The organism is Undibacterium hunanense, from assembly GCF_014284335.1.
GTDB lineage: Bacteria > Pseudomonadota > Gammaproteobacteria > Burkholderiales > Burkholderiaceae_D > Undibacterium > Undibacterium hunanense.
Window position 1 is genome coordinate 102,133 of the sequence record NZ_JACOGF010000005.1, and the last position, 21,341, is coordinate 123,473.

The 21,341-nt window shown below is 47.7% G+C and carries 16 protein-coding genes and 1 other RNA gene; 3 read left to right on the top strand and 14 right to left on the bottom strand.

Annotated features, from left to right (window positions below):
- Positions 1 to 228: 228 nt before the first annotated feature.
- From H8L32_RS11570 to H8L32_RS11585, 4 genes are read right to left on the bottom strand one after another with little or no spacing between them, the layout of a single operon-like run.
- Positions 229 to 1,431 (bottom strand): DUF3322 domain-containing protein, encoded by a 1,203-nt coding sequence (locus H8L32_RS11570; RefSeq protein WP_186947392.1) that lies wholly within the window; start codon positions 1,429 to 1,431, stop codon positions 229 to 231.
- Entirely contained in the window at positions 1,428 to 4,796 is a 3,369-nt protein-coding gene (locus tag H8L32_RS11575) for an ATP-binding protein (protein WP_230412169.1), read from the bottom strand. Before H8L32_RS11575 ends, H8L32_RS11570 begins: the two co-directional genes overlap by 4 nt.
- Positions 4,797 to 4,800: 4 nt before the next feature.
- Positions 4,801 to 5,475: a DUF4194 domain-containing protein gene (locus H8L32_RS11580; RefSeq protein ID WP_186947393.1), complete on the bottom strand. Its 675-nt coding sequence runs from the start codon at positions 5,473 to 5,475 to the stop codon at positions 4,801 to 4,803.
- A 2-nt stretch (positions 5,476 to 5,477) separates the two neighbouring features.
- Positions 5,478 to 6,932, bottom strand: coding sequence for a DUF3375 domain-containing protein (locus tag H8L32_RS11585; protein WP_186947394.1), 1,455 nt, complete (start codon positions 6,930 to 6,932; stop codon positions 5,478 to 5,480).
- 168 nt (positions 6,933 to 7,100) lie between these two features.
- Between H8L32_RS11585 and H8L32_RS11590 the strand changes: the two genes are divergently transcribed.
- The 3 genes from H8L32_RS11590 to H8L32_RS11600 all read left to right on the top strand — a co-directional run bounded on the left by H8L32_RS11590 (position 7,101) and on the right by H8L32_RS11600 (position 8,185).
- On the top strand, positions 7,101 to 7,376 hold the full coding sequence (locus H8L32_RS11590; protein ID WP_186947395.1) for a hypothetical protein: 276 nt from the start codon (positions 7,101 to 7,103) through the stop codon (positions 7,374 to 7,376).
- Positions 7,377 to 7,504: 128 nt separating this feature from the next.
- Positions 7,505 to 7,807 (top strand): type II toxin-antitoxin system HigB family toxin, encoded by a 303-nt coding sequence (locus H8L32_RS11595; RefSeq protein WP_186947396.1) that lies wholly within the window; start codon positions 7,505 to 7,507, stop codon positions 7,805 to 7,807.
- Between the two features lie 3 nt (positions 7,808 to 7,810).
- Positions 7,811 to 8,185, top strand: a complete 375-nt coding sequence (locus H8L32_RS11600; RefSeq protein WP_186947397.1) for a helix-turn-helix domain-containing protein — start codon at positions 7,811 to 7,813, stop codon at positions 8,183 to 8,185.
- Positions 8,186 to 8,380: 195 nt separating this feature from the next.
- Here the strand turns inward: H8L32_RS11600 and H8L32_RS11605 are convergent, their stop codons facing one another.
- The 10 genes from H8L32_RS11605 to H8L32_RS11650 form a co-directional block, all read right to left on the bottom strand.
- The gene (locus H8L32_RS11605) at positions 8,381 to 9,088 is read right to left on the bottom strand and encodes a M48 family metallopeptidase (protein WP_186947398.1); all 708 of its coding nucleotides are present in this window, start codon (positions 9,086 to 9,088) and stop codon (positions 8,381 to 8,383) included.
- Positions 9,089 to 12,352, bottom strand: a complete 3,264-nt coding sequence (locus tag H8L32_RS11610; RefSeq protein WP_186947399.1) for a type I restriction endonuclease subunit R — start codon at positions 12,350 to 12,352, stop codon at positions 9,089 to 9,091.
- Positions 12,349 to 13,410, bottom strand: a complete 1,062-nt coding sequence (locus H8L32_RS11615; RefSeq protein WP_186947400.1) for a PDDEXK nuclease domain-containing protein — start codon at positions 13,408 to 13,410, stop codon at positions 12,349 to 12,351. Before H8L32_RS11615 ends, H8L32_RS11610 begins: the two co-directional genes overlap by 4 nt.
- Positions 13,407 to 14,711, bottom strand: a complete 1,305-nt coding sequence (locus H8L32_RS11620) for a restriction endonuclease subunit S (protein ID WP_186947401.1) — start codon at positions 14,709 to 14,711, stop codon at positions 13,407 to 13,409. Before H8L32_RS11620 ends, H8L32_RS11615 begins: the two co-directional genes overlap by 4 nt.
- Positions 14,704 to 17,286 (bottom strand): type I restriction-modification system subunit M, encoded by a 2,583-nt coding sequence (locus H8L32_RS11625; RefSeq protein WP_186947402.1) that lies wholly within the window; start codon positions 17,284 to 17,286, stop codon positions 14,704 to 14,706. Before H8L32_RS11625 ends, H8L32_RS11620 begins: the two co-directional genes overlap by 8 nt.
- Before the next feature lie 178 nt (positions 17,287 to 17,464).
- Positions 17,465 to 17,824: a transfer-messenger RNA gene (gene ssrA, locus H8L32_RS11630) on the bottom strand.
- 44 nt (positions 17,825 to 17,868) lie between these two features.
- Positions 17,869 to 18,546: an HAD family hydrolase gene (locus H8L32_RS11635; RefSeq protein WP_186947403.1), complete on the bottom strand. Its 678-nt coding sequence runs from the start codon at positions 18,544 to 18,546 to the stop codon at positions 17,869 to 17,871.
- A 58-nt stretch (positions 18,547 to 18,604) separates the two neighbouring features.
- Entirely contained in the window at positions 18,605 to 19,309 is a 705-nt protein-coding gene (ubiG, locus tag H8L32_RS11640; protein WP_186947404.1) for a bifunctional 2-polyprenyl-6-hydroxyphenol methylase/3-demethylubiquinol 3-O-methyltransferase UbiG, read from the bottom strand.
- 229 nt (positions 19,310 to 19,538) lie between these two features.
- Positions 19,539 to 20,198: an outer membrane protein OmpA gene (gene ompA, locus H8L32_RS11645; RefSeq protein ID WP_186947405.1), complete on the bottom strand. Its 660-nt coding sequence runs from the start codon at positions 20,196 to 20,198 to the stop codon at positions 19,539 to 19,541.
- A gap of 306 nt (positions 20,199 to 20,504) precedes the next feature.
- Positions 20,505 to 21,092: an OmpA family protein gene (locus H8L32_RS11650; RefSeq protein WP_186947406.1), complete on the bottom strand. Its 588-nt coding sequence runs from the start codon at positions 21,090 to 21,092 to the stop codon at positions 20,505 to 20,507.
- Between the last annotated feature and the right edge of the window lie 249 nt (positions 21,093 to 21,341).

The window sequence follows — 21,341 nt, forward strand, 5'->3', positions numbered from 1 at the left end:
TGGAAGGGCATACAGTTTTTCAGCAACATTTTGGATACTTCCTGCAAGATAGTAACTCCAATCCTAGACTGCGCCACCTTTCTGAGAATAGACGGTATTAAATTGCCATTTGTAGCTTTGCAGAGGAAAGGAATTATGGCCAGACAGATATAACCACGCACACAGGACGCAGTAACTGATCCAAGCGGAGAGATAAAATTTACATGCTATGGTCATTGCTGATAAGGTTCAAGCTTGATTCAATATCTGTGGCGTATTTGTTATCCGCAATACTTCATTCATTACATACTCAAATTGTATGCGTTCTTGCTCCAGTCTCAGATTTTTCCCTAAGCGTTGCTCACGCAAGTCGTCGAATAATAAGTGTTCTTCATTATTAAGCATGTATAGATCATGGGTGACTTGATTGCTTTCCTCTCCCCAATGTATTTTATGCTTCAGCAAGCTTTCCCTGTCCATTAAAAATGAAGTGACATGCCGGAAATGATGGCGCAACTGGTTGAGAATTGCAAAGCCATGTGTATCGATATCTCCCCAGTAATAAATTGCACAGTTGTTCAGCCACCGTGCAGATGCCAGCGCATCCCAGCCATAGCCCGATCCAAATATAACGATAGCATTGGCGACCTTAGGAAAAGCCAGATAATTGGTTTCATTTTCGGTAATAAAAACAGTCTTGCCGGACAAGTCAAGTCGGGCAAAGCTATCTGCATCCAGCATGATATCGGGGTAGCTGATACCTGCTAAAATTTCCATACGCTCGTCAAGTACCCTGAAGCGCAAACGCAGTGGCTTATCCAGAAATCCATAACGCGCAGCGAATTGACTACTCCCAGTGTAGCGCTCATCAATGGCGTCTGATGTTAATGCCAGATCCAGCAGTTCGGACAATATGGCACGATTGGCTTCAATGAATTTGCTGTGTATGCCTGCTATATCAACCTGACGCAGATAAATCGCAGGGCGTGGATGTGCGCATAACCATGCGACGATGGCCAGCAATTGTGGCCATCGCTCATGCAACTCCAGCGCTTGCATAGGCCGCTTCTTTAACCATGCTTGCAGGGCGGGGATCTTATGTACAGTGTCATCAAACATTAACTGAAAACGTGCAGCTTCTCGCTTTTTGCCTGTCAGGGCCAAAGCCGCATCAAGGCTATCAACCCAGATCTGATCAGGCAAGCGTTGCAAGCCATGCACGCGATGGCGCACTTCGCGCCACTCAAGACGGATATGTGGTGCTGAAGCCAGTTCTGCAATCCATTTCCGTACTGCATCAAAGAGGTCGCTGATATCGCTGGATGTGGGTACTTTCAAGCTCAGGCGCAATGGGAAGTGGGCTTCAGCTTCCAACTGCATACGCAATAAGTCGCCACGTTCCCATAGACGCTGCAGCTGGGCTTTTAGTTCAGATGGCCCAGTCCAGCTCATGTCAGCGCATCCACGAGTACATGTAATTTCTGTTCGCGATATTCTTCTATCGACAAATTACGCAATTTGGATGCCTGGCCATCTTCATTGTGCACAAAGCCAACGCTGGATACATAAGGTTCAATAATATGAATTTTTTGTAAGGGCGTGACGATCAGCAATTGTAGATTCAACTGCTGGAACAGATTCAGGCCATATTGCGCTGATTCATCAGAACCGCGTCCAAAGGCCTCATCAATCACTACAAAGCGGAATGAGCGTGAGCGTTGCCTGTCCCAACCCAGGCCAAATTGATAGGCGAGGCTGGCTGCCAGAATAGTGTAGGCCAGTTTTTCTTTTTGACCACCTGACTTACCGCCAGAGTCCGAATAATGCTCATACTCGGCATCGTTACTGCGCCATCTTTCACTGGCCGCAAACAGGAACCAGTTGCGTACATCTGTTACCTTGCCAGTCCAGCGTCTGTCCTGTTCTGATAAGCCTTCACGTCCGCGAAACCGGTCTATGATGGCTTTTACCTGCAGGAATTTGGTTTCAGAATACTGTTCTTCGTTTGATCCGGTGAGCGTACCCTCGGTACAAGCCCGCAAATCTGCCTGGAAGTCGCGTATGTCGGCATCCGGGCTGATTTGCGATTCCACAATGATGTAGCGACCAGGGTTGTAGTCAATTTGTATCAGCGATTGATTAATATGCGCAATGCGTTCTTTGATGGTTTCACGTTCCCTGGCCAATTGGGCATTGAAATTGGCCAGCTCATTGATGGTATTGACGTTTAACATCTCTTTGAAGCGTGCTTCAAAGCGTGGCAAGTCGTCGCGATTCAATTGTTCCAACAGCTTCTTGTATTCAAACCCGGCATCGACATGGGAATCAAAATCAGCGGTCTCAAGCTTGAATTCTGCCTTGAATGTGAACATGGCTTCGCTGACTCTTTTGGCCAGTCTCTTCAGCTTATCGTCTTCCGTCTCTAAATTTTTCTGTATGAAACTGCGAACTTCCTGCTCTTGCGGATCACATGATTCAACCGTGAGCGTGTGTTTGCCCAAAACCTGGATACGCAATTTTTCCAGGAGTGGCGTGACATCTGCTACTGTCTGTTGTCGCTGTATGATCGCCAGCGCTGCGGTCTGCAGGCTTTCAGCATGTTCTCTGTTATTTACATTGATAGAGCGCTTGTGTTTGAAATCATCAAGCTGTGTTTCCAGTTCTTTCATCACTTGTCTGGCGTTTTGCAGATTTTGGTTCAATGATCCCAATACATCAGAAGCAGCTTCCAGTCTTTGCCGTTCAAGCTGCAAATTGGCAATGTCTGTCACCAGACTGGCCCAATTCATTTCTTCAAAATCTCTGAATTCCCCCAATTTACCCAGCGCATCAATTTTGGCATTTACTATGTCTTTTGTTGCTTTGACGTCATTCATCAATTTCACAAAAGGAAGCATGTCGGCCTCCAGTTTGCGGCCGTTCTTTTCCAGCGCTGCTATTTTTGGCGCATTGGACCAACCCAGTACATAACGACTACGGTCATTAATACTGTAACTATCATCTTTTTCATGACGCCCCCTGGGGTCTTTGATTTGTCCTGCCATGGTGATCGCTCTAGCAGCCTGGCGGAATTGTGCCTGGCTGGCACAACAGGCAACATCGAAGCGATGTACCAGTTCACGCTCCAGCCATTCATAAAATGCAGAGTCAGTCTTGATGGCGAGTTTCCTGATCAATGAATCTGGATGAGGGCTAGCCAGATTACCGCGCTTTTGCTGGTGTACATGAAAATAGACAAAGCGTCCATACAAGTGATTACTATTCACCCATTCTGCAACTCGCTGGTAATATTTTTCTGGCACCAGCATGGACAAGGCAAAACCACGCATAAGTCGTTCTGCCGCTCCTTCCCAATCTTGTTCTGTTTCCCGGATTTGTATCAACTCGCCACAAAAGGGCATTTCGTCTTCTGTGATATCTAGTGCTCCGCACAAGAGTTCGCGTATCTTGATTTGCTTGCTGTCGATATTATTCGGGCGGCGCTTCAGGCTATTGATTTCTAATTGCAACTCGTCTCGTTTGCGTTTTTTATCTCTGAATGTGAATTCATATTCATTGTAAGTATTTTGTAACCGACTTTCTTCAGTTTTTAAATCTGCTATCTTTGCAAGAAAGGCTTGGTTTTGAACCAAAAAATCCTGTTGATTGTAAGCTGGCTTCTCATCAAGATCAGTGAATAGTTGGTGGTAACGGTCAGCCTTGTTCTTGCGATTTTCACGCAAAATTTCTTTTTCTCTTATCTCCGCCTCCAATTTTGCCAGGCGGTCGCCACCGTTATTCGCAATAGCAATTTTGATGTCATCAATCTCAAACCCCTGCTTTTCACGTTGTAATTCTAACTGTCTGATCTGGGCATTATGTTGCAGCCATTCTTCGCCTAAATGACTCAGACGTTGGGTCAGTAAATGCAGTTTCAAGCTGGCAAAATGACCAGGCAAACCTTCACGGCATTGCTTCAGTTGCTCGATTTCCGCAGCCTTGACGATGTGCAATTCATAATCGGCAGCCAGCGGCGTCAGCATAGTGGTTTGACGCTTGGCTTTCAATACGGCTTCATGTGCACGGTTTAAATCTTCAAAGTGAGAAATCAATGCATCAGTGCGGCTGGATACATCAAAGGGTTCCAGCATGTGGGTACGAACAAAATCAGTCAGGTTGCCGACTGATTTCATCGACACAGTCTGATGAAACAATTCCAGCGCCTGATCATTCTCGATGCCAAAACGTCGCTTGAACCATGCTGCATATTTAGGGAAGGTTTCTTCTACATCAGCGCCTGAAGTGCGTAGTCTTTTGCGCAATTTGTTGATGTCTGCATCAAAATTGGCAAAGTCCGTTGCGATAGACAGGTCTTTCTCTGCGCCGACAAAGAAACGCGCAGGTTGCCCATGCGGCTCTTTCATCCAGAACATCTGGGCCAATGTCACTGTCTGGTCAAAACCGGCATTGCGAAACACTGCCAATATGACGGAATAACTATTATCCTTGCGCAGCGATACCGGCTTGGCAGTACCACTGACTTCATTGCGTTCTGACTTGAAATAACCCAACACATAAGAACGCAAATTTCTTTCGCGACTGTCAGCGCCAGCAGCTTTGTTATAGGCCGCTTTTTGTGCAGGCACCAGCAACGTAGTGATTGCATCTACCAAAGTGGATTTTCCTGAACCGATGTCGCCTGTCAGCAGGCCATTTTTTCCATCCAGATGCAATGTCCAGATATTGCTATCAAAGGTGCCCCAGTTCAGTACTTCCAGCCTGTGCAGGCGAAAGCCTGACAACTCGACCTCTGCCGTGAGTTCAGTATCTGATTGCATCACATCATTCATCATCGGTTTTGTCTGACGCATCTTCGCCAGCGAGTTGCGCCTGGTAGCTGGCTAACCTGATGTCAAATTCAGCCAGCCATTGCGCATCGACAAAGGCTTTCAGTATGCGCCGTACTTCATAAGTTTGCGGGCTGCTACCTGTTTTCAATTTGCGTATAAAGCCCAGGTCTATCACTTTGTTGATATGGGTTTCTACCTGATCGACCAGCCTGGCTTCGTTACTGCTGTCGGGTAAAAACACACGCATCAATCCGGCGATATCTTCCTTGCTCAACACCAGACGCGTGTCACCACCACCGGCATCAAATTCTGCCAGCCTTTTCCTGAGCAAGGCCAGCAGCAGACTGACAGGAAATGACAATGGACGCCGCGCTACCAAGCGCGGTAGCTTGGTCCTGGTTTTTGCTTCCTGTTCTTCTGGTTCAGGGCGGCTTTTAAGAAAAGCATAACCTTCTGCTTCATCCAGCATCAGATCAAGATTGAGAATCGCCACATAGTCCCGCACCCTTGCTTGCAGTGTTAGCAGAGCGCCCCACAATTGCTCATCATCTTCACGGTACAGCACCGTTTTGAGCAAATTGATCAGCAGCGGGGATAAGGCATTGTCTTGAATAGGTGCGGCTTGGCTAGCTGTTGTGTGGGTAGCGGGGGTAGTCTGGGTGTCCATGCTCATCTCACAAAAATAACGCGTGGCAGGGTTGCCTGTTTTTGTACTTGCTCGCCGTGGGACGTGACTGCATGCCAGCCTATGGTTTCAGTATGGTCTTCATCAATCACAGTGTTGAAGGATTCATTACCCAAATGCAGGTAGCTGATGAGTTCAGCCAGTCCATGTTGCAAGGGATGTTTGGTCGTGATTTCTTGCAGCGTTGCTTGTGATTGCAGTTGCAATGCATGGCGTATGTGTAGCATCAACTCTGCTTTGTCGATAGTAAAATAATTGTAGAGGGCGTTGGTATCAAGATCAGCATCGCCCGCCTGCAAGATCAAGTCTGCAATCACAGGTTTGAAAGAGGGCGTGTGCAAAGGACGTTCCATCGGCAACTCTATCTCTGCCGTCATTTCGTCTATGCTGCAAAATTCACCTGACGGCTGTTGCTCGCGCAAAGCCAGTGACTTGGATTCTATGCCACGCAAGATATCCATGATGCGGCGATTTTCCAGCCAGGTCTGGTCATCCAGAAAACGTCGCAATTGTTGTGATAATTGTGCGACTGTCCGTTGAGTATGCTCACCAGCTTCCAGCCAGTCATAATGTACACGTCTGGTACGTGGACCAGGTGCAAGTTCCTGTACCGGCGTCAAAGCAAGGACATGATCGAGCAACTGCGTCAGTTCTTCCTGCCTGCGGCTGGACATCAAAAAATCCCAAAAGGCACGAAAGCTCTTGCCCTGGTCTGAGTCACTGATGGCATCGCGCTCTCCCATGATTTGTTCCAGCAAGGCACCCTTGGAACCTTCCCACAAAGCGATGTGCTCACGCACCCGCCGGTCAAGCTGGCGAAAGTTGTATTCAACCTCACGAAAATCCGTCAGAAGATCACGTGAAATCTGCATGAATTGCTGGAAGCGGTCTTTGATACCCGTATCATCCAGTAAGCCCAGATCACCACTTAAGACCCGGCTGATCTCTGCATCAATGTCTTCACGTTTCTTTTGCAACTCGGCGATGCGCTTTGCGGGGTCAACTTCGCTACCTTCACTCATTTGCTTGAGCAAGTCAAACAAGGTCAGCAAGCGAGATTCCGTACCGACGAAGCTGCGCTCAGTCAGGCTGCTCAACCAATTGATGGCTTTTTCTGTTGCTGGCGTCAGGTCAAATTGTGCTTCGTCCGAGCCCTGTTGATAGAATTTGCGTAACCAGCCTTTATCCGGGTTAGCCCAGTCATTCAAATACTCCTGCGCCCGCTTGGGGAATTCGTTTTCACCCAAACGCTCGCGCAGGGTAAATAACTCGTCTTCCAGCATCTCAGCCAGATCAGCGGCATTCACGACACGCACATTCGGGGCAACAAAGACACGGTGTAAAAAACTGGCGATCAAGGGCGCATGGTCAGAACACAACAAGCGCCAGGCAGGGTGATGAGTACGCAGGGCGGACAGAGTAGAAAAGTCCAGGGACATGCAGGATTACTCGCTATTCAAATTGGTATATGGGCAGTCGATAATCCTACTGCATAAAGATGGGGGTTGTCATGTATATTTAATAAGTGGTCGTGATCGATGCTACGTTGAGGATTTATGATGATTGAATATGCAGCATAAACATCATTTAATGAACAAAAAAATATCATGAGAAAGCAAAAAGCCCATCAAAGACGGGCTTTTTCCATGTTGGCTTTTTGTTGTCATTCAGGCGCCAAAACAGCCCTAAATAACCCCAATTTAATGGCAATTAAAAATACTAAGTCATTAATTTTAAACATAATTTTGGTGGAGTCGGCGGGAGTCGGTAATCCTGGCCAGCCATGGCACGTGCATGCGCCATTTCGTGGGCTTGCTGCATGTGGCTCGAATTCTTCACTCTCCACTCATAAAGTCAGGAATCTCATCCTTAAATTTCAATAAATCTGAGAATTGTGGCGGGTCATATATGACTGCATGTGCAGATGGGGCCGAACAGCGTTACGCAAAAAGATGGGGGGAATATTATCCAGTATGTTGTAAGTTCCCATTAAGGGAACTATAATAAAAGCATGAAGATCGTCGCTACCCCACCACTTCGCCAGTTCAGCATAAGACACCCTGATGGCCATAGTGCGATTGCTCTTTGGGAAGGAAAGGTAAAGGCAGCCAAGTGGACATCGCCGGCAGACATCAAGTCTGAATTTTTAACAGCGAGTTTTGTTGCTAAAAACCGTGTGGTTTTCAATATTGGTGGTAACAAGTATCGCCTGATTGTTGCCGTCGCTTACCGCATCGGGGTGATGTATATCAAATTTATTGGCACGCATGCAGAATATGATGCCGTGGATGCAACCACAGTAGAACTGGAGTAAAAAATGGACATTCGCCCGATCCACACACAAGAAGATTACAAGCGTGCGCTTGCAGAAGTTTCACGCCTGGTGGATATTGACCCGGAAGTTGGTACGCCAGATGGTGACAAGCTGGAAGTGCTTGCTACCCTGGTCGAGTTGTACGAGGCCGTGGAATATCCGGCCACGCTTCCAAGTCCGATCGACGCAATTAAATTCAGAATGGAAATGCAAGGTTTACGGCCTGCAGATATGACTGACTATTTTGGTAGTCCGTCAAAGACGAGCGAGGTATTAAACGGGCACCGTAGCTTGTCTATACAAATGATTCGTAAGTTGCACAAGGGGCTGGGTATGCCTTTGGAAATCTTAGTGCAAGAGGTTGCTGCATCGATTTAATTATACGCGCGTTAGTCAATTGAAAGTCGGCACCGCGTTTCTTTTTTATTGGAAACTGGCGGGAGAGTTTTGACCATGCTGCCGGGTGTGGGGAAATAAAAAACCCGCTGTGGCGGGTTTTTCAATTAAAAATCAAATGTAATTATTTAGCCTTTGATGCTATTACCTGATTGATTTCCATTTGTCTCATATTTTCTATAAGTCCAACTCTGCACCGCGCATGCGCAACCACTCTTTGCGGTCACGATAATCAGGCAACACTTTATCCACTTCGTTCCAAAATGTATCTGAGTGGTCACGATGGTGCAAATGGCATAACTCGTGGACGATGATGTAATCGATGATAGTCAACGGTGCCATAAGACACTTCCAATGAAAGTGTAAATCACCATTTTTAAGACATGACGCCCAGCGATAACCAATATCTTTGATGTGGATAGTCCCAGGCGACTTACCTACTTTACTCGCAAAAAAAGCGACGCGCTTTTTGATTCTGGCCAAACCTTTTTCTACATAAAAAGCTTCAAAAGCTTTATGTGCGGCCTCACTGCCCCCCACTTCGACGACGGATCGTAATAGGCAAAACCGGCCATCTTTCAGTTTTAATGGTTCGTCTTGCTCTTTTACCAGTTCTAGGCGGTAACTGCTGCCCAAATATAAAAATGACTCACCACTAACCCATTCACGCGTAACCCTGGTAGCGTTCAGATCTCGCCAATCTGCAAGATTGCGGTAGATCCACATGCGTTTTGACAGTACTGTCTCATCCACCTGTTCCGGTGTCATTCGAAGTGGGGGGCGTACTGAGATCATGCCGTTTCTTTCAATCACAATATCGGTCGTCTGCCTGTCAGCACCCGGTAGTAATTGGTATTCGATATCACGTACTTGTCGTAGCTGCATTTAATTACTCCCAGCTCTTAGGTTACGTATCAACTCATTGTGGCGGTTTTTTGCCAACTTCATGATCTCGACTGCGACGCGCTCACGGTTTTGTTTGAGCTCTTCTATCGTAGTTTTAGCGATTTCAGTTTTCAGAAGACCACGTACGCGCTTTTGTTTATCCGGATTTTGCCAGAAATCAACGCTGGCTATTGTTTCTTGCAATATCTCAACAACGGTTTCCATCAATGCCTTAAAGCTCGGTTTATCACCAACTTCGACAGTTGCATTGGCAAACCCCACCTGAATGATATGCGCGTAGAAAGTGGTCGCTTCCTTTCCCATGCCATCTTCCCCCTTTTGGCGACCAGTGATGGCTTCGTTACGTAGTTCTGCCAGTTTTTCGGCAAGCAAATCCCATTCGTCCTGATGCTTCTCTATTAATGCGTCAATTTTTTCAGACAGGCTTTTGTAGAAGGCAGGGTCTTCGTCATGATGCACAGTGCAATGCTTGCGGATGGCATGTTCCATTTCACTGGCTTTGGCCTCATTGTTCTGACCTGAATGTGTGGCCAATTTTTCCATAAAGTCTTCTGACAATAACTCTACAGGAGGGACTTTGGGATTAATGCCCAGACTGATCAGATGTTCATTGATCAACGCCTTCACTTTCTCACCTGCATTACCCAAGTCCAGGCTGCTATCCTTGTAGCGCTCTTTGCAAACTTGCAGGATATAGCCAAACCGTTTTACTGGTACACGGAATGTTTGTGCAGCACTGTGCGGCAAAATGATGTCCATGCTCATCAAAAATTTCTTGAGATATACCTCAAAGTCAGCACGCTGTTTTTCATCTTTCAGCGCTTTTACTGCGTCATGAACTACTGCTGCATCTGCATCAAGATCAGCCAGTTTCCCATTGACGAATGGCTCAATGTTCTTGACGCCTAGTGCAACAAAATGCTGAATAAGTCGTTGATATCGTTCATCCAGAATAGGCAATTCTGAGCTGATGTTTTGCATACTATCGTGTAATTCTTGCGATTCGTCGCTGGCTGCATAAAGTGTCAAGGCTTCTGTCAGGTGATTAGCCAGGCCGATGTAATCGACGACATAGCCACGGTGCTTGCCTTTTTTTACCCTATTGGTCCGCGCTATCGCTTGCAATAGACTGTGTTCACGCAGTTTTTTATCGATATACATGACTTGTTCTATAGGGGCGTCAAACCCCGTCAGCAACATATCACATACGATCAGAAATGCTATGCCCGTGTTTTCTTTGTCTCGGTCATCCAAATCAAAGCTGCGGCAAAAGTTCTCGACTGCATTCAGGCGCAGTGCTTGTTTTCGCGTATCCGATATATAGGCCGCTTCGTTCGTGCCGTCTGAGGACACGAGCACCGCTGTTTTTAAAAACTGTAATTTTCTGACGAGATCAATATCCGGTACGGCCTTGAGTTTTTCTTGCTCTATTCGTTCCTGCAACGCTGCTTTGATACCGACTTGGTAACGTACACATGCCAGCTTGGAATGGCATACTACCTGTGCCTTGAAGCCATTTGGCAGAATGTTGTCGATATAATGTTGAACCAGGTCTTTGGCAATTGCATTGATGCGATTTTCAGCTTCCAGAATATCGCCAGTAGCACCGTATTTTTTCTTGATGACCTGTAATTCTTCTTCACTGCGGTCGCGAAACAAATCCTCAAAAGCCTCGTCGAAAGCATGCTTTTCGTTTAAAGCACTGTCAGCTGTTTTACCTTCATATAGAATTTGCAAGGTTGCGCCATCATTGACGGCATCCATTAGCCTGTAAGTATCAATGTATTCACCAAAACGCTTATTGGTTTTTTTCTCTCCATGACGTTCATGCTTTAATGGCGTACCTGTAAAAGCAATGCGTGTCGCATTGGGAAATGCTTCAAACAGATTGTCACCCAGGTCCGAGCTTTGCGTGCGATGCGCCTCGTCAATCAAGAGAATAATGCGGTCGGAGGTATTCACCGTCCCAAAAGTCTTGTTCGCTGGCATGGCCAGGTAAGTGCCCAAGGCTTCGGCCACTGCATTGCTCAGGGTTTGCTTGTGTTCCTGAAACTTATGCACCATCACCATGTTGATGTCTGAACTGTCGGTGGCCAGATGGTTGCGCAGGCCCTGACGAGTCTCAATCACATTCACCCGTCCACCGATCAGGGTTGCCGTGTCACCCAATTGTTCTTCCAGATCCTGTCTGTCATTCACCAGTACAATCTTGTAATCATTCAAGTCGCGGCTGGCGCGCATCATCCGTGCCAAAAACACCATCGTCAATGATTTACCTGACCCCTGGGTGTGCCATACCACACCGCTGCGTGCCATGGCAGTCTCGCCCGTGCGCAGTCGCTCCATGATTTTATTTGCAGCACGAAATTGCTGGTAACGGCACACCACCTTTACGCGTGCGCCACCGTCCGTATCCATGAATACTGCACTGCTGCGCAGTATTTGCAAGAGGTTGGCTTTGTTTAACATACCGGCAACCAGTTGCTGTTGAGCGTTTAATCCCTTGAGTGCTGCATCATCCTGGGGGTACAAGGTCTTCCAGGCGTAGAAATGTTCTTCGCCTGAACTGATGGTGCCGTAATCGGCCTCCAGCCCACAACTGCGGATCAGCATCAGGTTACTCTGGAAAAGGCGGGGCTCACCTTCTTTCAAGCCCGCAGCTTCGGTTTCCACGCGTTTGCGCATATAGCGCTGCAATTGCACAAAAGCTTCCTGCATGGGGTTGGCACAGGTTTCAGAACCTTTTTTGCATTCCACCACCACCAAAGGGATACCATTTACAAACAACACAATGTCCGGAATGATAAAAGCCTTCACGCAACCAGGCGTATCTATACGGAATTGATTGATCGCATGAAATTGATTATTTTCCGGATGCTGAAAATCGATTAACCTCACCACAGGATCAGCCTCACCTGTCAGTTCATTGGTATCTACCTGCGTCTTGAATAGCAGTGCCTGAATTGCTTCATTCGCTTCCAGCAGCGTGCGGTTAGGCTGGCGTTGCAGTTGTTGTGCAAGCTCTTCTAGCTGGCTGTCTGTTAGCCAGGTGCTGTCTTCATCGGTCCGGTTGATGGCGCGTATGGTTTGCTTGAATATCTCATGCAGTAGGAATTGTCGAAAATTCATGCGCAGGCTGGGGGCGGCATCCTGGGGGATGCCAGCACCCTGGTCAACCACCGTCCAGCCCTGTGCGGCAAGTTGCTGCAAAAACGGTAGTTCAACCTCGCTGTATTCGCTCATTCTGCATCGCTCTCAGGCATGTGCGTATCCACCAGTTCCTGTTCCAACTGCTCTATGCTCGGTAAACTGGTTTGCAGTTGCGTTGGCAGAGACTCCACCAATTGGTATTCGGCTATCCCCATAGGGCGGCTGCTATCGTGCAGTGCATATTCAGCCACCACTTTGTTCTTGCTTTTGCATAACAGCAAGCCTATGGTGGCTGCGTCTTGCTCCTGCTTAATTTGCTTGTCCACTGCCGTCATGTAAAAACTTAACTGGCCCAGATGCTCGGGTTTAAACTTGCCAGCCTTGATCTCGATAACAACATAGCAACGTAGTTTGAGATGATAAAACAAAAGGTCAACAAAAAAGTCGTCACCACCCACTTCCACATGCACTTGCCTCCCCACATAGGCAAAGCCTGCACCTAGTTCCAGTAAAAACTGTGTGATGTGTCGAACCAGCGCTGCTTCTATGTCACGTTCTTCAGCTTCTTTACCCAAGCCCAGAAAATCCAGCCGATAGGGGTCTTTCAGAGACTCGCGCGCCAGCTCAGATTGTGGTTTAGGCAGGCGTGTCGCAAAATTACTCAGTGCGGCACCTGTTCTATCTTTTAACCTGGTTTCTATTTGTATTACCAGTATATTGCGCGACCAGCCATGCTCTATGGTCTGGGCAAGATACCAGTCACGTTCTTCACGGGTTTTGAGCTTGTCGATTAAAGTACACAAATGAAACCAGGGCAATTGTGCAGCAGCTTGCTGCACAAATTCAGCTTCTGGCCAAGCCTGTGCAAAAGCGCGCATATATTTCAGGTTGCGCGGTGAGAAGCCTTTCATGTCAGGAAAAGCATTGCGCAAGTCCTGCGCCAGACGATCTACCACCCTGGCCCCCCAACCCTGTTGCGCCTGTCTTGCCAAAATCTCGCTGCCGATTTGCCAGTACAACACAACCAGTTCGCGGTTGACAGCCAGTGTCGCACGTTGCTGTGCGCTATGGATACGGCTTTTCAGATCAAACAACCACTCGGCATAGCCTGCCGGTGGCGGGGTCAGGGAAGCAGGGTGGTCGGTATTCATGTGCTTGTTTCCAGCCCAGGTTCGTCGACTTTTACCGGGACTTTGCCTGTGAGGAGGTCTTGCATCAGGCCGAGTTTTTTTATTAATAATTTTTCTTTACTTAAATTCTCAAATTCTAACTTATCCTGAACCGAGCGAAGATAGGTTAAGATTCGCTCTTGCTCGCTTAGGTCAGGGCGTATGCATACGAACCCTTTTAGTTGAGCTTGGGAGATATTTCGTTGACCGCTACTGCCGCTCATTACGCTATCTATTTGAGATTTAATTAAGTTTGATGTCATTAATAGAGCCAAGAATTCTTTCGACATTTTTTCTTGCTTGGGAACCAATCTTAACAATTTGTCGGATAACATTAGTTTTGGCGGTGTATTTTTGACTTGTACAGTAACACCAACTAGTTCTGGCACACCGTTGGCACGCGTCAAAATTACGTCACCATCGGCTACCTCTATAGAGGGATCTGGTACTAAAGAATATGGAAGAGTCTTTGATTCTAACGGATCGTAGATTCCCTTCGTCACGGCGCTAACTTTCAATACACCCCATTCGCCATTGCTGGGTGGTATTTCTGGACATTCTGGACTCCATCCAGCATCAATCTTAGCCAATAGTTGTGCTAAGGGAATCGTTATCCATTCTCTTGGAACCCAACCAATCGTAGTTTCTTGATATAACTCGGGTGCTTCATAACGAGGGGGACGTAGTTGTCCGTTGTGTAAGATTCCACGCGTGAGCAGGTCAAGCATTAGGCCAGTCTTGATATGCTGGTATTTGGTGATCAAGGTCTCAGTCGTTTCGATTGCGGTATCAATCGCAGCAAGAATGGTTGTTATTTTCTTTTGTTCATTTTTGTTGCGTGGATAAGAAATTGGTAATTTCTTAACTGATCCGGCATTTAGATTTGATTGCGTAGTCTGCGACGTGTACTTGTAAACTTCTGGTCTCATAAACAGAAGTTGATAAAACAAAAATGATGGTTCAATTTCTGATGAGGTTTTGAGAGCAATAATCGCTTGGTTCGTTGCGCATGCAATGCGATTGATGATCGGCTTACCAACAGTAGCGTACATAGAATAAAGTATGTGCGGTTCTTTGATAAACCAAGCATTGCTGTTTGCAAGGCCTGACTCAGAAAGACATTTTTCTGTGCGATCAAGGAAGCGGGTGCCATTCGTGATATCTTCAATAGTGACAAATGGGATATCTCCTCCATAAAAAGAGTTGATTGTGGCAGTAGGTGTGCCACCTGCACGTTGGTATTCCGTAACCTTTCCTACGGTAGAATCAATCCACTCACTCATATCCTAATTCCACCAAGTAGTCTTGTAATTCCTGTGCCGCTTCATTACGCGCAGTTTCAATCTGTTTAGCAGTTATTGCATACTTGGCCCACAGGTTTTCTATCTCAGCTACACAGGCGCGCTGATCGGCGCGCAAATAGTGCTGGTAACTATCAAACAATACCTTACCCAAACGCTTGACGATGACTATGCGGGCTTCGTCCTTGCTGATTTTTAGGCGGGCTGCTTCTACCAGTGCATCGCGGTTTTGCTCGGTACTCTTGATCAATACCTTGAGGTTTTTTGCTTCGTCTTCCAGTTTTTTGTGACGGGCCAGCTGTTTTTCTATGCCTTCAGCTTCTTGCTGGTAACTTTGCCAGTCGCCAAAGGCGGTGTCGCGCTTGGCCAGTTTTATCATGCCCCTGGCTTCTTTGAGGCTGGCTTTGAGAGTCTTGACTTCATCCGCAGGCAAGACACCGGTGTCGTCGCTGTCTTCGAAATCTTCTTCACCAGCGGCAGCAAACAGGGCTTGCAGTTCCGCCAGCCTGGCGTGTTGCTGTTCCAGCTCTGCCAGTACGTGCGGGAACTGGCTTTGCAATATATCTTGATCAGGGATCAGTTCTGCACCCCAGCCACTGGCGGCAATGGATTTAAAATCAGAGGCAAGCAATTTATAGTAATTGGCAAATGCACCGCGCACCTGGTAACGCGTCAGCAGATGCTGGCTGGCAAAAGTGCGCTCTATGCTGTCCAGCAATGTAGCGCGCATTTGATAGACGTTGGTGGTTTTACCATGTTGATTGTCAGCGTCTGGTGCCAGTGCCTCGACGATGGGTAAATGTTTTTGCCACCATTTTTCTAATACGGCCATGAATATGGCTTGACGCTGTAAAACACCAGGGTGTTGTTTGACATGGTCTGCGATGGCGCGCTTGTCTTGTATGATCGTACTAAAGTCGGCATACGCCGTGCCTGGCGCAGAAGTCGTGCGCGCTACAAAGCAGCTTTCACGCAAGCCTTCATAGTTTTGCCAGAAGTGGTTTAAGGCATCGATTTCACTGACGGGCACACCACCTTTCAAATGAGCACGTACATCATGTGGCTCGGGCGGCGGGGCATTGTCAACATAGCGGCGAATATTGCAGTTGTAATCTTCAGCCCTGATTTCACTGACAGGTACACGGCGCGCATAGGAAGGTATATCCTGACCGGCACGGTAGGCATGGACGATCTTGTCTATGTCTTCTGGGCGCAAGTGGTTTTGCGCCTTGCCATCACGGTATTCGCGGTCACCATTGATAAAAAGTACGTGCTCACGCTTGGCAGCACCCGCCTTGTTGAGTACCAGTATGCAGGCAGGGATGCCGGTGCCATAAAACAGATTGCCTGGCAAGCCGATGACAGCTTCCAGCACGCCTTTGTCAATAAAGTGCTGGCGTGCCTCACGCTCTTCACCACCACGGAACAGTACGCCATGAGGCATGACACTTGCCATGCGGCCATTGCCGTCAAGCACGGCCAGCATATGCTGTACAAACATCAAATCGGCTTTTTTGCCTTTTTCTGGCATCCAGACATTGAATCGGCCAGGGTAGGCAATGCTGACTTTTTTCTTGGTGCCACTGCCATCATCTTTGGATTGGGTACGTGCATAGTTCTGGCTAAAGGGGGGATTGGCCAGTACCCGGTCAAAGCGCTTGAGTTCGTTGTTTTGCTCTTTGTGTTGCGGGTCGGTCAATGTGTCAGCATTGCGTATATCAGCGTGTGAAATACCGTGCAGTAACATATTCATTTTGCAGATGGACCAGGTGGTTCCCATCTTTTCTTGCCCATTCAAAGACAATTCAGTTGGATCTGCACCGCATTCACGCAAATAATCGCGCGCCTGGATGAGCATGCCGCCCGACCCCACTGTTGGGTCATAGACACTCATGCCTTCTTTGGGATCACAAATTTCTACGCAGATTCGTACTACTTCTGCTGGCGTATAGAATTCACCAGCTTTTTTACCTGCAGAATCGGCAAAGTGCTTGATCAACCATTCATAAGCTGCACCTAGCAGATCCGGAAATTCAAAGTCTTCATCTTTGAGCGGGATTTTTTCGAAGTTCTGGATGAAATCGATCAAGGTGTCGTCGTCAAGGGTATTTTGCCCTATCTTGCGGTTGAAATTGATGGTGCCCTTCAGGACATCTTGCAGCGCATCCGGGTTTTCTTCTTCCAAAGCTTCCAAAGCCTTGTTGAGCATGGAGCCAACATTTTCTTTGATGTGTTTGAGCGCTGGTTGCTGATTACCTTTGTCATCTATCCAGGTTTCATTCCAGCGTGCTCGTGGCGGCACAAAAAAATATTTGCCTGAATATTGATCCCTATCTTCCAGATTGATGGCGATATCTGCGTCTGACAAGCCAACTGCTTTACCTTCGCGTTTGATCTCTGCCCGACGTTGGTCAAACAAATCACTGGCACGCTTCAGAAAGAGCATGCCAAAAATATATTCTTTGTATTCGCTTGCATCCATATTGCCGCGCAAATCATCGCAGGCGGTCAGCAATAGATTTTCGAGACGTGATAAAGTCAGTTTGTTATGAGACATTGATACTTGATTCCTTGGGGAATATGGAAAACATGCAGTAATTTAGCATTGCTAAATTTTGATTATAAGAATTTTTCTTTGCTAATTGCAGTTGATGTTCGTGCATCTTTCAAAATACTTGAAAGGCAAATTGAAAAATAAAAAAACCACCCAATAAATTGGATGGCTTTTCATATTCTGGTGGAGTCGGCGGGAATCGAACCCGCGTCCAGAAGCACTCTACAGACAGTTCTACATACTTAGTGCTGCCATTTGATTTAATCCTGACGACGCGGACGCACACGCTGCGGCAGGACGAGTTACCTATTATTTAATCGAGAGTCAAGTAACCCGGCTCAAGACGATTCCATATGAATGTCCTTACTGCTGTTGCCAGCCCACCCTATGGACGAAGTGGTGTAAGGTTAGCCGGTATTAAGCGGCTAATGCGTACGAGTTATCGTTTGCAGTTATATAGTTCAGATTGTATTTACGAGGTAGTCTGGCCTCGGTATGCCCTGCGCTGCTTTGCAACCCCTGTCGAAACCTGGTCGACCCCTAAGCATTGCTAGTATATCTCATATGTGGCTGTGGGCGTAAAATTCAAGAGCCGACGGCCTGTAAATGTTTGGCGCGTACCAGTTCCAGCAGTTCCAGCGGGCTGTCGATGATGGCATCGGCTTTCCAGTGCTTGGGTTCGGTGGCACCGCAATAACCCCAGGCGGCAGCAATACTGGTCATGCCGGCAGCTTCGGCAGCCTGGATGTCACGCAGGTCATCACCGACGTACCAGCAGTTTTCTGAGCGTATTCCTAACTGTCTGGCTGCTTCCAGCAAGGGGGCAGGGTGGGGCTTGGAATGGGGAGTGGTGTCACCGGATACCACGCAGCGTGCCTCTTGCAGATCCAGCAGCGGGATCAGCGGCAGGGTAAAACGCATGGCCTTGTTGGTGACGATACCCCAGCTTACGCCGAGTACGTCCAGCCCTCTGAGCAGATCAGGCACCTGTTTGAACAGGGTGCTGTGCACAACCAGGGCAGACGCATACTGATTCAGAAATTCATCGCGCATGGCGATAAAGTCAGGGTGTTCCGGGGTGATGTTGAAACCCGCACCCAGCAAACCCCTGGCACCGGCAGATGCATGGGGGCGCAGGCTTTGGTAGTGGGCTGGTGCCATCTGGCGGCTGGTACGCATGACGTTGACTGCGGCTGCCAGATCGGGGGCGGTGTCTGCCAGGGTGCCGTCCAGGTCAAAAAGAATCGCTTGTGGTGTTTGCATATGAAAAAATCAAGGTGGTACCCCTTGCCTGGCGGCACAGGGTACCCGGTTATTCAATTCACACTGGGCGTGTGCAGGCCACCATGTAGTTGACGCTGGTGTCTGCATTCAGAGAGTAGATTTGGGTCAGAGGGTTATAACTCAAGCCCTTCATGGATTGAATTTGTAAGCCGGCGTTACGGATGTCTTGTGATAATTCTGCCGGGGTGATGAACTTGGCATAGTCATGTGTGCCCTTGGGCAGCATTTGCAGCAGGTATTCTGCACCGATGACGGCAAACAAATACGATTTGAAGTTGCGGTTCAGGGTGGAAAAGAATACATGACCACCCGGTTTAACCATTTTTGTGCAGGCTTTGACGATGGATGCCGGGTCGGGCACGTGTTCCAGCATTTCCATGCAGGTAACAATGTCAAACTGTCCGGCTTCTGCTTCGGCCATGTCTTCGGCGGCGATTTTTTGATACCGCACACTGATGCCAGATTCCAGACCATGCAGGTCAGCCACTTTCAGTGCCTTGTCGGACAGGTCTATGCCGGTGACATTGGCGCCTCTTTTTGCCATGGATTCTGCCAGGATGCCACCACCGCAACCGACGTCGATGACGCGTTTGCCAGCCAACGGTGCCAGTTGGTTGATCCATTCCAGGCGCAGGGGATTGATTTCATGCAAGGGGCGGAATTCGGAGGTGGGGTCCCACCAGCGATGGGCCAGCTCACTAAATTTTTGGATTTCTGCGGGATCAGCGTTCAAAGTGGACATGGTATTTACCTGAAAATGCCAGCATGGGCACAAACTGCAAAAACCGTATTGTAGGCTATTCAAGTCCATACCGCATTGCGTAAAGTCAGCAAAATGACATTGCTGACATGGATGCGGGCACAGTACGCAATATGCTCGCCAGTATGCTACCAATGGATGGGCCCATAAACAAAAAACCCCGCAGATGCGGGGTTTTTGGCAGCAAAACAAGTTTTGCCAGGGTGCTAAATTACTTCAGGTTGCGTGTACCAACAACTTCGATTTCTACACGACGGTTTTTGGCGCGGCCATCTGCAGTTTTGTTATCTGCAACTGGTTGTTTTTCGCCTTTGCCTTCAGTGTACACACGGTTAGCTTCGATACCTTTGCTTACCAGGTAAGCTTTTACAGCTTCAGCGCGACGGATGGACAATTTTTGGTTGTATTCGTCAGAGCCAACAGAATCAGTATGACCAACAGCGATCACGACTTCCAGATTGATGGCTTTCAGTTTCGATGCCATGTCATCCAGTTTGACTTTCGCTTCTGGTTTCAGAACAGCTTTGTCAAAATCAAAGAACGCGTCAGCAGCAAACGTTACTTTTTCAGAAGTAGGTGCTGGTGGTGGTGGCGGTGGTGTTACTGGTGCTGCTGGCGGAGGTGTAACTGGAGGAGCAACCGGTGCTGGTGGCGGTGGTTGTACCAATGGTGCATCGCAACCTGGAACCGCATCAGCTGGTGTCCAGTAGCCAGTGCGCCAGCACAGACCAAATGGATCACGAGCAATTACACCACGACCATCTTGCACATAAGCGCTATATGGTGTGTTTGCTTTGATATCTTGCTGTGCGGAAGCAGAAAAGGATGCAACTGCGGACGCTGCGATAACGAGCTTGACTAAATTTTTCATATTTCTCCTCTCGGGTGAGATTATTACCGCAGATGAACTGCGCGAATTACTGCATAAAACCAGATATTACCACGGGGATGATGACATTACTATTTCGTCAAACATCCCAACAGCCTTAAATTAACATGCGTTCTATTTTGCCATAGCCATCAATATAAAGACGAAAATTGTTAAATCGACAAAGTTACAGTTAGTTAAATATGTCGTATTTTGACAACGAAATGTATGCTTTGGCAAGTTAAATCCGGTTTTTAAGCAGAAATGTTTAATTTTCGACCAGAAATCAGAGGGTTTTTCCCGTTGAAATTATTTAGCCAGACCCCGTCCTTCAATAACGATGCGCCGGTTTGGTGCGAGACATTCCGCCAGTTTTGCCTTTGCTAACTTGTCATCGCAAGCCTTGATTTGTTGGGTTTTTCCCATGCCCATGGTGTCCATAGGGGCATTCAGGCCCTTGCTGCCAAGGTAGGCGACTACGGCATCGGCATTCTTTTCAGATAATTTCTGGGTTTGCGCATGGCTGCCGATCAGGTCGGTATGGCCACTCACCACGATCAGCTCAACTTTGGTGCAGTTTGCCAGCTTGCTCAGAACTTCACTGTCGATACGTTCTTTACCCTTGCTATTTAGTATAGGTAACTGTGCAGATTTCTTGTGTTCAAAAATTTCATCACTCTGCAGGGTGATGGCAAAGTCGCAACGCTTGGGTGGTGTGGGCGGAGTAGGTGCTGGCGCTGGCACCGCAGGAGTTGCTGCCGCGGTGCTTGATGTAGCTGAAGCGGAGGCTTCAGCGCTTTGTGCTGCCGGCGCAGCTGCGCTGGTCTGGGCAATTACTGTTGAGACGGGCAGGGCGAATGCTGCGAGCACGTAAAGTGCTGTCAATTTTTTTAACATGGTTGTCTCCGTGGGGGATGGATTATTTTGTCAGGTGTTTTTTATTATGCTTTTGATTAAATCATATAAATTTACGATGAGGCTGTCATTTGGATGACAGTTGCCAAAAGGTAATATTGCGATGTGAAGGGCCGACTTTGCCCCTGCATTGTGCTCAGTTTGCCAACTGAATTGCTATAAATGGAATTCGGCAATCGAGGCATGCTAAAATCAAGAGTTAAACGTCAGACTTTGTGAAAGACGTTACCA